Annotated in this window: 14 protein-coding genes and 2 pseudogenes; 8 read left to right on the forward strand and 8 right to left on the reverse strand. The window is 60.5% G+C overall.

Annotated features, from left to right (window positions below; translation table 11 throughout):
• The 4 genes and pseudogenes from AACQ95_RS21660 to AACQ95_RS21675 form a co-directional block, all read left to right on the forward strand.
• The coding region (locus tag AACQ95_RS21660) for an IS3 family transposase (RefSeq protein ID WP_139703210.1) at positions 1 to 109 on the forward strand (109 nt) is incomplete at its 5' end.
• Positions 110 to 395: 286 nt separating this feature from the next.
• Positions 396 to 641: a hypothetical protein gene (locus tag AACQ95_RS21665; protein WP_241279920.1), complete on the forward strand. Its 246-nt coding sequence runs from the start codon at positions 396 to 398 to the stop codon at positions 639 to 641.
• Between the two features lie 139 nt (positions 642 to 780).
• Positions 781 to 909 (forward strand): annotated as a pseudogene (locus tag AACQ95_RS21670) (transposase domain-containing protein); the annotation flags it as partial.
• Positions 910 to 1,472: 563 nt separating this feature from the next.
• Positions 1,473 to 2,252 (forward strand): annotated as a pseudogene (locus tag AACQ95_RS21675) (carboxypeptidase M32); the annotation flags it as partial.
• Between the two features lie 76 nt (positions 2,253 to 2,328).
• Here the strand turns inward: AACQ95_RS21675 and AACQ95_RS21680 are convergent.
• Positions 2,329 to 2,730, reverse strand: coding sequence for a VOC family protein (locus tag AACQ95_RS21680; RefSeq protein ID WP_241279922.1), 402 nt, complete (start codon positions 2,728 to 2,730; stop codon positions 2,329 to 2,331).
• A gap of 190 nt (positions 2,731 to 2,920) precedes the next feature.
• Between AACQ95_RS21680 and AACQ95_RS21685 the strand changes: the two genes are divergently transcribed.
• Positions 2,921 to 4,501, forward strand: a complete 1,581-nt coding sequence (locus AACQ95_RS21685; RefSeq protein ID WP_241279924.1) for an AlkA N-terminal domain-containing protein — start codon at positions 2,921 to 2,923, stop codon at positions 4,499 to 4,501.
• Positions 4,488 to 4,964: a methylated-DNA--[protein]-cysteine S-methyltransferase gene (locus tag AACQ95_RS21690; RefSeq protein ID WP_241279926.1), complete on the forward strand. Its 477-nt coding sequence runs from the start codon at positions 4,488 to 4,490 to the stop codon at positions 4,962 to 4,964. The genes AACQ95_RS21685 and AACQ95_RS21690 overlap by 14 nt, the downstream gene beginning before the upstream one ends.
• 128 nt (positions 4,965 to 5,092) lie before the next feature.
• On the opposite strand, the gene AACQ95_RS21695 is transcribed toward AACQ95_RS21690, so the two are convergent.
• On the reverse strand, positions 5,093 to 5,347 hold the full coding sequence (locus AACQ95_RS21695) for a hypothetical protein (protein ID WP_131245223.1): 255 nt from the start codon (positions 5,345 to 5,347) through the stop codon (positions 5,093 to 5,095).
• Between AACQ95_RS21695 and AACQ95_RS21700 the strand changes: the two genes are divergently transcribed.
• On the forward strand, positions 5,346 to 5,720 hold the full coding sequence (locus AACQ95_RS21700) for a cupin domain-containing protein (RefSeq protein ID WP_043135046.1): 375 nt from the start codon (positions 5,346 to 5,348) through the stop codon (positions 5,718 to 5,720). The two genes, AACQ95_RS21695 and AACQ95_RS21700, sit on opposite strands and share 2 nt — an antisense overlap.
• A 249-nt stretch (positions 5,721 to 5,969) precedes the next feature.
• Here the strand turns inward: AACQ95_RS21700 and AACQ95_RS21705 are convergent, their stop codons facing one another.
• The 6 genes from AACQ95_RS21705 to AACQ95_RS21730 all read right to left on the reverse strand — a co-directional run bounded on the left by AACQ95_RS21705 (position 5,970) and on the right by AACQ95_RS21730 (position 11,236).
• The gene (locus AACQ95_RS21705) at positions 5,970 to 6,215 is read right to left on the reverse strand and encodes a DUF1272 domain-containing protein (RefSeq protein ID WP_241279927.1); all 246 of its coding nucleotides are present in this window, start codon (positions 6,213 to 6,215) and stop codon (positions 5,970 to 5,972) included.
• A gap of 39 nt (positions 6,216 to 6,254) precedes the next feature.
• Positions 6,255 to 6,584, reverse strand: a complete 330-nt coding sequence (locus tag AACQ95_RS21710) for a DHCW motif cupin fold protein (protein ID WP_241279929.1) — start codon at positions 6,582 to 6,584, stop codon at positions 6,255 to 6,257.
• 364 nt (positions 6,585 to 6,948) lie between these two features.
• Positions 6,949 to 7,368, reverse strand: coding sequence for a hypothetical protein (locus AACQ95_RS21715; protein ID WP_241279931.1), 420 nt, complete (start codon positions 7,366 to 7,368; stop codon positions 6,949 to 6,951).
• Between the two features lie 141 nt (positions 7,369 to 7,509).
• A complete protein-coding gene (locus AACQ95_RS21720) occupies positions 7,510 to 9,366 on the reverse strand; it encodes a peptidase U32 family protein (protein ID WP_241279933.1) in 1,857 nt (618 codons plus the stop codon).
• A gap of 190 nt (positions 9,367 to 9,556) precedes the next feature.
• On the reverse strand, positions 9,557 to 10,165 hold the full coding sequence (locus AACQ95_RS21725; protein ID WP_241279935.1) for a LysE family translocator: 609 nt from the start codon (positions 10,163 to 10,165) through the stop codon (positions 9,557 to 9,559).
• 129 nt (positions 10,166 to 10,294) lie between these two features.
• Complete coding sequence (locus AACQ95_RS21730) at positions 10,295 to 11,236, reverse strand: LysR family transcriptional regulator (RefSeq protein ID WP_241279937.1); 942 nt, start codon at positions 11,234 to 11,236, stop codon at positions 10,295 to 10,297.
• 204 nt (positions 11,237 to 11,440) lie between these two features.
• On the opposite strand from AACQ95_RS21730, the gene AACQ95_RS21735 reads away from it, so the two are divergent.
• Positions 11,441 to 12,529: a ketoacyl-ACP synthase III gene (locus AACQ95_RS21735; protein WP_043135054.1), complete on the forward strand. Its 1,089-nt coding sequence runs from the start codon at positions 11,441 to 11,443 to the stop codon at positions 12,527 to 12,529.
• The last annotated feature ends 76 nt before the right edge of the window (positions 12,530 to 12,605 follow it).

Consider the following 12,605-nt stretch of genomic DNA (forward strand, 5'->3'; position numbering starts at 1 on the left):
CGATTACATTGAAATGTTTTACAACCCCAAGCGCCGGCACAGTTTCAACAATGGGCTATCGCCAGTAGAGTGTGAAAAGCAATATTTCGAACGGCTCAAAAGTGTCTAGAGAAGCCGGGGCGATTCAGGACGGAACCGAAACCAACTCTTGCCATGCTACCGGAGAACTCGGCATTGGAACCGGGCGACCATTCTCAATATAGAACTCAAATGCTGTAACAAGAGTCGAGAATACCGCATATTAATAGGAGAAAAAGTTTTTGCATTAGCGGTAAAAATCGTTTTTGGAAGCGGTAGAACAAAAACCACCACCTTTTTATCCAGTGATGATATTCTGATAGTGCATTAAATCATTAATGCATTCGAAATTAAAAAATATGATAGAGGTAGTGATTATGAATGTAGATGTTCTACGGTATTTGATGAGTGGCGTGTCTGTACTGGTTGCAATTGGTTTCGCCTTACGTTTTATTGGGCTATATTTTGAAAAGTCAGAGCCAACTCCGGTTGATTTTCATGAGCCTGAATGGGCTGAGAGCATTGATCGCCGCTATGCGACCCGTAATCAGGAAAGTCGAAACACTTACTTGCTTATAGTTGCTGCTTCATTGTTGATAGCATTCATCATATTTCCAAAATGATTAAAATAATGGTTGAGCGTGGATGTATAAATTTTTTAAGTCTGTTTTATGGGAATGTAATAGTGGGTTATAGCCCACTATTATTCTATCTGCTGTTAACTGATCCCAGGCGAGATAAGCCGCCCCATCCTTCTGTACCGGCAGGTACCGGTTGAACGGGGTGGCTCCGGAGTATTACCTGCGGAATGTACTGAATGTGATCGTTGACTGGCCGGTGAACAGGGTCAGTGAACTGCTGCCCTGGCGTGTTGCTCTACCTGCTGAATAACCCGTCGCGCCTGTCATACGATCTTCGTCGTACGCTTACAAATGGATACCGATATACTATATAGAGACCATGGTTATTAGCCCCACCATCATGCTTTCCTGATTTTCGTTAATGAGCCCGTTATCAAGCGGGCTCAGCTGTTAAGATAACTCCCATTTCACTTTGTCCTGCCTTTCACATTGCTACCAGCACGCCTTGCAAGGCGTGACCTTATACCCCCTCTGTATTGCCCTCTTTATGCCGCGCTGTACTCGCTTGTCTGTGCCATTGCTCCCCAGTGATGCCCCATGTACTACCCCTTACTGTGCCTAACCCTGTATGCGTTCCTATGTGCTCTCCTGTGCCCCCCAGGCCCCTTTGCTGTGTCCCTATGCCCTTGCGGGCGCAAGGGTGCCACATGAACCCCACCCTTCCCCTTTTGTGCAGTACATACGGTACAATTTTGGAGTCGTTTTTTTGTGCTTTTTTTGCTCCCCCTTAAGCCCCTTAAAACCCTGTAACCCTACGGCCTTCAGGCCTCTTGAGGCTTCGCCTCAGAGGGCGTAACATCGCTTTTGTGCATTCCTGTTTGTACTAACGACGTGCGCATCACCACCCGCTACAACGAGCGGGAGTTCGTCTCCAGCCTGATGGGAATCGTGCACGAGACGGGTCACGCGCGCTACGAACAAGGGCTGCCGCGCCAGCTGATGAGCCAGCCGGTGGGCGAGGCGCGCTCCATGGGCATTCACGAGAGCCAGAGCCTGTTCTGCGAAATGCAGCTCGGCCACGATCCCGCCTTCCTGGCGCTGCTGGTGCCGCGCATCCGCGCACACTTTGGCGAGCAGGCGGCGTTTGCGCCGGCGAACCTGGCGAAGCTCTACAACCGGGTCGAGCCCGGCTTTATCCGCGTAGAGGCGGACGAGGTGACATACCCGGCGCACGTGATCCTGCGCTACGAGCTGGAGCGCGACCTCATCGAAGGGCACATCGAGGTGGCCGATCTGCCCGAACTGTGGGATGCCAAGATGCAGCAGTGGCTCGGCCTCTCCACCAAGGGCAACTACCAGAACGGCTGCATGCAGGACATTCACTGGACGGATGGCTCGTTCGGCTACTTCCCGAGCTACACGCTCGGCGCCATGTATGCGGCGCAGTTGCGCTTCGCGCTGGAGCGGGAACTGGGCAACATGAGCAGCGTGATCGAGGCGGGCCGCCTGCCGGAGATACTCGCGTGGCTTGGTCGCCACATCTGGTCACAGGGCAGCCAGCACAGCACGGACGAGCTCATTCGCCGCGCGACCGGCGAGGCGCTAAACCCGCGCTGGCTGCGCCAGCATCTGGAGCAGCGCTACCTGAAATAACAGCTGCTGCGCCAGCGAGTGAAGAGGGGAACGGGGCAGCTTGACTGCCCCGTTTTTCATTGGCAAACAACCGGATTCAGAGGGGATCCGGGGCACTCAAAAACTCGCGCAATTGCAGGATATTGCCTTCCGGATCAAACGCATTGCGCAGCACGAAGCCAGGCCCCGGCCACTGCTGCGGCAACAGGCCGCCACCGAGATCGGCCGCCCTGGCCTCGGCCCAGGCGAGGCTTGGTACGGTAAAGAACAATTTTATCGCCCCCTGTTCGCGCAGCTGCGGTGGCACCTGGATATCAATATCGCAGGCAATCGACTCGGGGATGGCATGGATCAGCAGCTGGATATCGTCGTTCTCCATCACGACAAAAGCGTCATCCTGACTGCGAATGTCCATCTGCAGCAGGGTGCGGTAGAAGTGGGTCAGCAGGCCGAGATCCCTGGCGTAGATCAGGGCGCCGGCGCGGGCGGGTCCTGGCATGGTGCTATCCTCCTTGGATGTTGTCACCCCAGATTCTCACACTTGCCCGCCCGGTTCGACCGGTTTCAACCTCGCCACAGGGGCTCTCCCGGCGACGTTTTTATTTCAATTGCTGTCCGTTTCTGGCTAGTCACCGCCTTCCCTCCCCCCTACTCTCTCATCCATGTACCCAGAACGGAGCGCCAGGACCATGAACTCGCCACCAGCCAGTGACCACCATCAGGATGAGGGGATCCCGAGCCTCAGCCGCGAGCAATGTCACGCCGCCCGGCTCGCCCGCGATGCGCGTTTCGATGGCCGCTTCTTTACCGGCGTGCTCTCCACCGGCATCTACTGCCGCCCCGTCTGCCCCGCGCGGCCGCCGCACGAGCACAACGTGCGCTACTTCCAAAGCGCTGCCGCGGCCGAGCAACATGGCCTGCGCCCGTGTCTGCGCTGTCGCCCCGAGCTGGCTCCCGCCGCACGCGGCGATCTGCCGCCCGAACTCGCCCGTTTGCTGGCGCGGATCGATCGCGGCGAGCTGGCGGACGGCTCGCTCGCCGCACTGGCGGCAGAGGCCGGAATAAGCGAGCGTACGCTGCGCCGCCAGTTCGAGCAGCACCTCGGTGCGTCACCGAAACAGGTGGAGCAGACACGCCGGCTGCTGCTCGCGAAACGGCTGCTGACCGAAACTGCACTGCCCATCACGGACATAGCGTTTGCGGCGGGCTTTGCGAGCATTCGCCGCTTCAACGATGCCTGGAGCCAGGCGTATGACCTGGCGCCCCGGGTGCTGCGCCAGCGTGAAGGAAGGGCCGACGTCACCGAGAGCGGCGCGGCGCTCACGCTGCAGCTGTCCTATCGCCCGCCTTATGACGTGGCGGCCATGCTGGCGTTTTACCGGCTGCGGGCCATCCCCGGGCTGGAGCGGGTCGATGGCGATGCGTATGAGCGGCGCCATAGCGTCGGCGATCACGCGGGCTGGATCCGCATCGAGCAGGGCAAGGGCCATAGCATCAGGCTTACTGTGCATGATCTGCCGCCCGCGGCGCTGCCTGATCTCTTGTATCGCGTGCGCCGCATGTGGGATCTCGACGCCGACATGCTGCGCATCGGTGAGCGGCTCGGGCAGGATCCGCTGCTGGCACGCCTGCAGACGCGCTGGCCCGGGGTGCGCTTGCCCGCCGGCTGGGATGAGTACGAGGTGATGCTGCGCGCCATCGTCGGCCAGCAGGTGTCGGTCAAGGGCGCCATCACCATCATGGGGCGACTGGTGGCGCGTACCGAGGCGCAGTTCGGGGTGGCGCAGCTGCCCGCCCCGGCGCAGCTGTGCACACTGGATCTCGACGGCATCGGCATGCCCGGCAGCCGCATTCGCACGCTGCAGGGGCTCGCCGCCGCGCTCGCGAGCGGTGCGCTTTCCCTGACCACGGCCAGCGACGAGCAACTGCTGGCCTTGCCGGGCATAGGTCCCTGGACGGTCGCCTACTGGCGGCTGCGCTGCGGACAGGATCCCGACGCCTTCCCCGCCTCCGATCTCGTGCTGCAAAAGGCGCTGGGGGGCGGCGACAAGCTGCCGGTGAAAGAGGTGCTGGCGCAAAGCGCGGCGTGGCAACCGTGGCGCGGCTATGCCGCGAGCTGGCTGTGGCACGCCATGAGCGAACAACCGGCCCTGCTGATCAAGCAGCCATTGACCACCACAGCGAGTGCCATCGCAAACCCGCTGTCACCCACAACGGGGAGCAAGGCGCCCCAAAGCCATGACGAGGAGATAACCCATGATCCGCTATGACATGCTGCCAACGAGCTGCGGCGAACTACTGGTCGCCATCAACGCGCACGGCCTGGTACACGTGGACTTTGTGGCAGGCCTGCGGGCGCTGCCCGACATGAGCGGCTGGCAGCAAGACGGTGAGGCGCTCGCCCCCTATCTTGCCGAGTTTGACGCCTATTTCGCCGGGCGCCTGCAGCGCTTCACGCTGCCGCTCGCCGCCAATGGCACGGCTTTTCAGCAAACGGTTTGGCAGGCGCTGTGCGAGATCCCCTATGGCGAGACCCGCAGCTACGGCGAGATTGCCCGCGTCATCGGCAAACCGAGTGCGAGCCGTGCGGTCGGCGCCGCGAACGGCCGCAATCCGCTGTCGATCATAGTGCCGTGCCATCGCGTGATAGGCCAAAACGGCAGCCTGACCGGCTATGCGGGGGGATTGCCCATCAAGCAGGAGCTGCTGCGCCTCGAGGGGATCGCGCATTGAGCCCCGGATCCCTGCCGCCACGCCAGGGGGTAGCCCGGCCCTTGCCGTCTGCCCTGCCAGGAAGGCCCTGGTCGCACTCGGCGCCAGACGTAACCCAATGCCAGCTCATCTCGCCCTCATCAGCCAAGCTATTGAAGAACAACCATGTTTTTCGATAGACCCGGCAAGGCTGGCCGTTCCAGTGCAGCGCGCGCCTGACATGGGGTGAAAACTTGCCCATAACGGCAGCAAACCAGGGCGCCGACGGGAGTTTGGGCGAATACTTCGAAGACCGGGATGACGCTGCGCGTTGGCAGCTTGCTGACTATCGAGATCACGGCGTGTTTCCTGGCGATCCGATCGCAGCCATCGGCTGCAATCCGTTTGAAACGAGGAGAAAACATGTCCACTCCAGTCACAGTCACTCAATTCCAGGTGAGGTCCCACGGTGCCCCCGACGAGGTGCGCACTCCCGACAAGACCCGGGTCGAGGTCGTTAAACTCAATGGCTACACCATAGGGCGGTTCAACTTTGCCCCCGGCTGGCGTTGGTCTGACTGCATCAAACCTGTCGTCAAGACGGAGCAATGCCAGCTCTCGCACGTGGGTTACGCCGTCTCGGGGTCACTTACTGTCCGCCTGACGGACGGCACCCTCAAGACCATCAACGCCGGCGAGTCCTACACCATACCGCCGGGGCACGATGCCTGGGTCGAGGGCGAGCAACCCTTCGTTGGCATCGAGGTGCTCAGCGCCGATCAATTCGCCAAACCATAGTGTGTCGTTGGCAACTTACCATGGTTGCAACAGAATCTACCGGTGGGCACTCGCCCACCGGCACAGCAAGGCAGGCATGATTAGCCAAGCCTCATCATACGTTCGTAAAGAGACATTGCAGACACTCCAGCCGCTCCCTTCGTATTGACCCTCCCCCCTTCTCCCATGCGGGAAGAAGAGACAAGCACAAGGCCCGGGCATGCAGCCGCGACCATCAGCACCGGATGCTCGAACTGCCACTCCGGCTTCTTAAGGCTGGTTTTTCAGGACCGGATTGAAGATGCGCTTGGTGGAGGCAGGATTAGCCGCCAGCTTGGCCGTGGGGCGACGGGGACGCCTGACCAGTTCGCCGCCACAATTGGGGCAAATCAGTTGCAAATAGTGCTCGCTGCAATCGGCGCAGAAGGTGCACTCGAAGGAGCAGATATAGGCAAGACCCGAGTCGGCGGGCAGATCCTGGTCACAGCATTCACAGTTGGGTCTGAGTTCGAGCATGGTGGTTGGCCTCGGTGGCAGCAAAAGAAGGTGAATGGCTCAATCGACGATAAAGAGCCTGGCGCCCTGCTCGGTGAAGGATCTATGGGGCTCGGCGTTATCGGCCACCTGATAGCTCATGCCCGCCGTCAGGGTGAAGACGCGGCCATCCTGCAACTCGGTGTGCAGCTCCCCCTCGATGCACAACAGGACATGCCCCTTGCTGCACCAGTGATCCGCCAGATAGCCAGGAGAGTACTCCACCATCCGCACCCGCAGCTCGCCAAAGGTTTGTGTATGCCAGCGGGCGACGCCGGTTTCCCCCTTGTGCTCGGTCGGCGCTATATCGGCCCAGTGGGTCGTGCAAAACGGCAATGCATTGATTTTCATGACAGTTCCTTTGTCTACTCACGGAGAGCCCGAGGACATTCGCTTATCCCGGCGGGATATACGTGCTCGGGCAAGCCCCTTCTCTATCCTCCCTATACTGCCATCGAATCCGCGGCCGCCCTATGCCCGGAAAGGGGCCGCAGAGGTCATTACCCCTTGAGACTGCCCATCACCTGCATTTCGCAGCGGTTGCAATCAAAGCGCAGCCGGAAGATGTCCTTGCCCATCTTCAATTCCAGCGGCTCGGCCTTGAGGCCAGGCACCTCTTTCGGGCAGAGATTCTGGCTGTAGCGGATGCAGTGTTTGGTGTATCAGGACAACCTTGCAACTCATCAACCACTATCATCGCTTGATCGGCCACATATCAAAACGGCACACAGTTGCCGAAATAAACCGTGTCGTCCGACATAAACGCAAACGGTTTTTGAGGGGACTCCGCATACTCCTTAACTACGAGAGTGAAAACAGTTGAGCCAGTTCCAACACCTTGGTCGCGGCGCATAGTAGTCACCGCTTTGAATGAATTGTCTTTTGACCCTCTATCAACCACCACTGGTTTGGTCATGTACGAGTTTTTCAGTGCACCCATCATGACGCCCGATCTGCGGTCGACAGTGAACTCTTTTCCGATATATAGCTTTCGCTGACCATCTATCAGTTGAGAGTTATCGCCATCAGCATCGAAAATCCGCTCGACGGTGCAACGATAGTCGGTTCCGGCATGTGCAAACGACACAGTGGCTGCGGCAGTTAAGACAAGAGAGAAAAATTGTACTCGGGCCATTGTGGTAGATCTCCTGCAACCAACATTTGCGTAACGTGCACACTGACCAGTGGCTAGCTGGTTTTTACGGCCAGATCGGGTTTATCCCCTCCCCCATTGGGAGAGGGTGAATGGCCGTAGATGAGCTGGCGGTTTTCCTGATTACTGTTTCAAACTCCCCATCACCTGCATTTCGCAGCGGTTGCAATCAAAGCGCAGCCGGAAGATGTCCTTGCCCATCTTCAATTCCAGCGGCTCGGCCTTGAGACCGGGCACCTCTTTCGGGCAGAGGTTCTGGCTGTAGCGGATGCAGTGTTTCGTTGTCATCAGCACCACTTCCCCCTCCTCCTTGTTCGCCTCATAGGCGGGGGCGATGCGTTCCACCCCGTGCTCGCGGAAAAACTGCTCGGCGGCCGAGTTCAGCACGTTGCCAAGGTAGGAGAGGCGGTGCTGGGGATAGCTGACATCGCGCAGGGCTATGCGCCGCTCGGGGCGCTGGTAGCTGGCCACGCACGCGGCCTCCAGCGCGGCTATGCCATCCCGGCGCAGCCCGTTGAGCTGTGATGCTGCGATGAATAGCGGCCTCGTTACTGCCAACTCAATCTTGCGCGCCACAAACAGGGTATTGCCGAGTTTGCCAAGCTGGTCGCGCGCCTGTTGCAGCGCCCGCTCCGGATTGTCGGCAGGCTGCTTGTCGCAAGGCAGCGTCACCGCGGCGCTGATGCCCTGCTCGTCGGTGAGCATGAGGCGCAATCCCTCATCGCACTCACAGAGCTGCATATCGACCCGGATGCGGCGATCCGCGCTGGCCTTTTCCAGCATCTTGCTGAATGCCTGATCGTGGTTGCGGTAGATTTCTGTGCCCACCGTCAAGCCCGGCATGCGCTCCGACAGGAGTAACTGCTTGCCTTCCACCTTGTTGAGGCGCATCCCCACCAGCTCCTTGTTCGGCTTGAAAAAGCCGAGACCGTCGCCGTTGTTGAGGGTGACCGGCTTGCCGTCGATCTCGATACCATCGCGGGTCACCTTGGTGACGCGACCCAGCGTCTCGCCCACGTATTTCGGGCTTAGGGTGGAGTCGATCCCCTGCTGGCGGCCATTGAGGAAGTAATCGGTTGAGCCACGGTTGAAGCTCTTTTTCGGATCCGGCTCGAAGCTGTAGCTGCAACGCCCCGCCGAGGCGGCCACCAGATCGGAGCGACGATCCAGAATGGCGTCGAGCTTCTGGCGATACCAGGCGGTGACGTTCTTGACGTAATCCAGCCCCTTGAGCCGTCCCTCGATCTTGAACGAGCGAATGCCCGCCGCGATCAGCGCCTCCAGGTTGTCGGTCTGATCCATGTCTTTCAAGGAGAGCAGGTGACTGCCCTCCACCAGCACTTCGCCGTCCGGCTTTTGCAGCGAGCAGGGCAAGCGGCAGAGCTGGGCACACTCGCCGCGATTGGCGCTGCGGCCGGTGCGGGCATGGCTGATGTTGCACTGGCCGCTGTAGGAGACGCAGAGCGCGCCGTGGATAAAGAACTCCAGCTGCACCTTGGTCGCCGCGCTTATTTCGCGGATCTGTGCCAAGGAGAGCTCACGCGCCAGCACCACCTGGGAGAAGCCCACATCCTGCAGAAACTTCACCTTCTCTGGCGTACGGTTGTCGGTCTGGGTGCTGGCGTGCAGCGCTATGGGGGGCAAGTCCAGTGCCAGCAGCCCCATGTCCTGCACTATGAGCGCATCGGCCCCCGCTTCGTAAATCTGGTGGGTCAGGCGCCGGGCCTGTTCCAGCTCGCTGTCGTGCAGCAAGGTGTTGAAGGCAACGAAGACCTGGGCGCCGAAGCGGTGGGCGTGGCGCGCCAGTGCGTCGATATCGTCGAGGGAGTTGCCCGCCGCACTGCGGGCACCAAAGGCGGGACCGCCCATGTAGACGGCATCGGCGCCATGGTTGATGGCTTCGATGCCGTAGGCGAGGTTCTTGGCTGGCGCCAGCAGTTCGAGGCGGTTCAGTGCGTGGCTATGGGTCTGTGGGTGCATGGTCTCTGAGTCTATCGGCAGACAGAAAATGCCCGTCACTCTAGGTCAGTCGCCCTTTGCTTGCCTTGATCCCGCTTAAGATCACCGCAAGATACAGGATTAAAAGTCCGGAGATCGCAGTCCCGCCCGTGGAGCCGGGTATGCGTTCAGCGGCCCTGCCCTCATGGCGCGAGCCGCTGACAAACGAACCTCAGAGCACTACCTTGAGCGCCAGCCCCAGCAGCACCAGACCACTCACCTTGTCGATCACAAAGGATTTGGCCTTGAGCCACGCAAGTACTGGGCCGCGGGAGAGCACCAGCGCCACCAGCACGTACCAGAGCGCATCTATGCCACCTGCGGTGAGCATCATGATACCCCCTTCGTTCCAGCCGGTGTCGGCCCGCACGAACTGGCTGAACAGGGCGATAAAGAAGATGGCAAGCTGGGGGTTGAGAAAGGCGACCATAAAGCCTTCAAAGGCACCCTGACGACCACGCAACTGGTGGACTACCTCCTCGGCCGACTCGCTGGCGGGCCTGGCAAGCAGCGCCTTGATGCCGAGCCAGGCGAGAAATGCGGCGCCGCCGTAACGGATGAGATCAAACAGCAGCGGTGTCTGGGTGATCAGCACGGAGAGCCCCAGCGCGGTAATGAGCGCATAGATGCCAACGCCAAGGCCGTGACCCAGCGCGGTTGCCACCCCGTGACCCTGCCCTCCCTGCACCGTATTGCGGATGATCAGCGCCAGACTCGGCCCCGGGCTGATGGCCCCCATCACGCAGATTGCGGCCAGTGCCAGCCAACTCGTCAATTCCATATCTTTCCCTACCTGTAAGCCGAATATCAGCAGCAGATCTCAGGGTAAGGGGCGACCAGTTATGCCAGAAGTGAAAGTTATGAATAGATCCCATAGCCAATGGCTATAGGCTGGCACAACCGACTGCGGCTAGCGGACGCCAGCCAACAGCTTGCGGCTCTCGGCGACAGTGCGTTGCAGATGTTCGCGCAAGAAGGGATAGGCCAGCTCGCGAAACCACTTGTGAGCCGGATCCTGATGATGGCGCTGGTGCCACAGCAGATGATACTGCTGGGTGCGGGTGGCAAACGGCAGATCACAAAAGGCGAGATCCTGCTCGCGGGAGAGCTGCCAGGCGATATGGGCCGGGGTGGTCATCAGGCAGTCGGTGCGCAGCAACACCTCCACCGCGGCCTGAAAGAAGGGCACCCTGGCAAACCAGCGCCGGTTAAGCCCCTGCGGCGCCAGCACCTGCTCCACCGGGCTGTCCTTGTCACCACCGCCGCTCACCTGCAGATGGGGCCAGGCGAGGTAGTCATCCAGACTGAGTGGATTGCCCGCCAAGGGGTGATGGCGGCCCATCAGCACCACCAGCCTGTCCTCCCCCTGATGCAGGCCACGGATCTGCTCCGGCACCAGATCCGTGATGGTGGAGACCAGATCCAGCTCGGATTGCCACAGCTGGGGCAGCTGGCGCTTGTCCCACAGGCTGTATTCCAGCGCAGCAAGCGGCGCCTCTTTGGCCAGCGCGGCGCAGATATCGGGCAGGATGTGCTGGGCCACATAATCGGACGAGGCAAGCCGAAACACCCGCTCGCAGCGACCGGGGTCGAAACCCGGTGCCTCGTAGAGCCGATCCAGCGCACCGAGGGAATCCGCCAAGGCCGCCGCCAGCGTCTCGGCCCGTGGCGTCAACAGCCAGCGCTGCCCCTCCCGCACCAGCAAGTCGTCGCCAAACTCGCTGCGCAGCTGGCTTAGCTGCTTGCTGATGGAGGGCTGGCTCAGGTGCAGCAGCTCGGCCGCCCGGCTGATGTTGCGGGTCTCCAGCAGCACCTTGAGGGTGGGCAGCAGGTTGAGGTTGGCTTTGTGCAAGGGGCGGCCCCGTTGGGTGGTGGAAAGCCCTATCTTAGGGCAGGCGAGTCCTCGATTTTAAGCAAAATTTCCCGCTATTTTCGGCGGTTTTACGCCTCTTCCCTGCCAGATAACCATGACCACAAGATGACAGTGGTTGCTCCGTGCGGCATAATTGCGCGATTTTCCGCCTGCGGGCGATCCACTTTGAGAAGCGGTAACAAGATGAAATACGCCAATATCACCGGTTGGGGCAAATGTCTGCCCCCCTCAGTGCTGACCAACGATGACCTCAGCACCATCATGGATACGTCGGATGAATGGATCTATCCGCGTACCGGTATCAAGGCCCGCCGGATCTCCCACGTCAGCACCTCGGATCTCGCCACCCTGGCCGGTCGCCGCGCCCTGGCCTGTGCGGGCCTGGAAGCGAGCGATCTCGATGGCATCATACTGGCGACCGCGACTCCGGATAACCTGCTGCCCAATGCCGCCTCTGCGGTGCAGAAGAAGCTCGGTGCCGTCAACGCCGCCGTGTTCGACCTCAACGCCGCCTGTACCGGGTTTGTCTACTCCCTCTCCGTCGCCACCTCCCTGGTGCAGACCGGCATGATGAAGAAGGTGCTGGTGATAGGTGCCGAACGCCTGACCTATCTGCTGGACTGGGCGCGCCGCGATACCGCCGTACTGTTTGGCGATGGCGCCGGGGCCGTGGTAATAGAGGCGAGCGAGCAGGAGTGCGGGCTGATTGCCAACAAGCTCGGCTGTGACAGCGAAGCGCGGGAGATACTGCACGTCCCGAACTTTGGTACCGATCGGGTGCGTTTTGCCGATGTGGATGGGCTCTTCACCTTCAACTTCGAAGGCCCTGAGATCTTCAAGCGCGCCGTGCGCGGCATGGGTGAAGCCACCGGCACAGTGCTGAGCCAGGCCGGCATCACCCCGGAGCAGGTCGATCTCATAGTGCCGCACCAGGCCAACATCCGCATCATCGAAACCTTGGCCAAGCGCATGAACGCGCCCATGGAGAAGGTGATGGTCAACATCGAGAACTACGGCAACACCTCCGCCGCTACCGTGCCCATCGCCCTGTGCGAAGCGCTGGAGCAGGGCCGCGTCAAGCCGAACTCCTATCTGCTGACCGCCGCCTTCGGTGCCGGTCTGACCTGGGGCGCCGCCATCATCAAGTGGGGCGATCGCGTCACCCCCATCAACTCATGCGATGCCGAGCTGCCCCCGTGCGACAAGAGCGCGCTTGAGCTGATTGCCCATGCGGTCGAAGGGTGCCAGAAGGCCCACGCCAACGAGGCCTAATCCTCAGCAGGAGCCTGAGTCATCAGGCTCCTTTTTATCTGCGCTTGCCTCCGCGCTATCCCCACGCTTCGTTATC

It is taken from the genome of Aeromonas sp. MR19, assembly GCF_963899305.1.
Classification (GTDB): Bacteria; Pseudomonadota; Gammaproteobacteria; order Enterobacterales; family Aeromonadaceae; genus Aeromonas; species Aeromonas bestiarum.

What these genes read in the sequence shown, in the direction of transcription:
- AACQ95_RS21665 (WP_241279920.1), top strand. Translation starts at nt 396, where the DNA reads ATGAATGTAGATGTTCTACGGTATTTGATGAGTGGCGTGTCTGTACTG.
- AACQ95_RS21680 (WP_241279922.1), bottom strand. Translation starts at nt 2,730, where the DNA reads ATGCCAGGACCCGCCCGCGCCGGCGCCCTGATCTACGCCAGGGATCTC.
- AACQ95_RS21685 (WP_241279924.1), top strand. Translation starts at nt 2,921, where the DNA reads ATGAACTCGCCACCAGCCAGTGACCACCATCAGGATGAGGGGATCCCG.
- AACQ95_RS21690 (WP_241279926.1), top strand. Translation starts at nt 4,488, where the DNA reads ATGATCCGCTATGACATGCTGCCAACGAGCTGCGGCGAACTACTGGTC.
- AACQ95_RS21700 (WP_043135046.1), top strand. Translation starts at nt 5,346, where the DNA reads ATGTCCACTCCAGTCACAGTCACTCAATTCCAGGTGAGGTCCCACGGT.
- AACQ95_RS21695 (WP_131245223.1), bottom strand. Translation starts at nt 5,347, where the DNA reads ATGTTTTCTCCTCGTTTCAAACGGATTGCAGCCGATGGCTGCGATCGG.
- AACQ95_RS21705 (WP_241279927.1), bottom strand. Translation starts at nt 6,215, where the DNA reads ATGCTCGAACTCAGACCCAACTGTGAATGCTGTGACCAGGATCTGCCC.
- AACQ95_RS21710 (WP_241279929.1), bottom strand. Translation starts at nt 6,584, where the DNA reads ATGAAAATCAATGCATTGCCGTTTTGCACGACCCACTGGGCCGATATA.
- AACQ95_RS21715 (WP_241279931.1), bottom strand. Translation starts at nt 7,368, where the DNA reads ATGGCCCGAGTACAATTTTTCTCTCTTGTCTTAACTGCCGCAGCCACT.
- AACQ95_RS21720 (WP_241279933.1), bottom strand. Translation starts at nt 9,366, where the DNA reads ATGCACCCACAGACCCATAGCCACGCACTGAACCGCCTCGAACTGCTG.
- AACQ95_RS21725 (WP_241279935.1), bottom strand. Translation starts at nt 10,165, where the DNA reads ATGGAATTGACGAGTTGGCTGGCACTGGCCGCAATCTGCGTGATGGGG.
- AACQ95_RS21735 (WP_043135054.1), top strand. Translation starts at nt 11,441, where the DNA reads ATGAAATACGCCAATATCACCGGTTGGGGCAAATGTCTGCCCCCCTCA.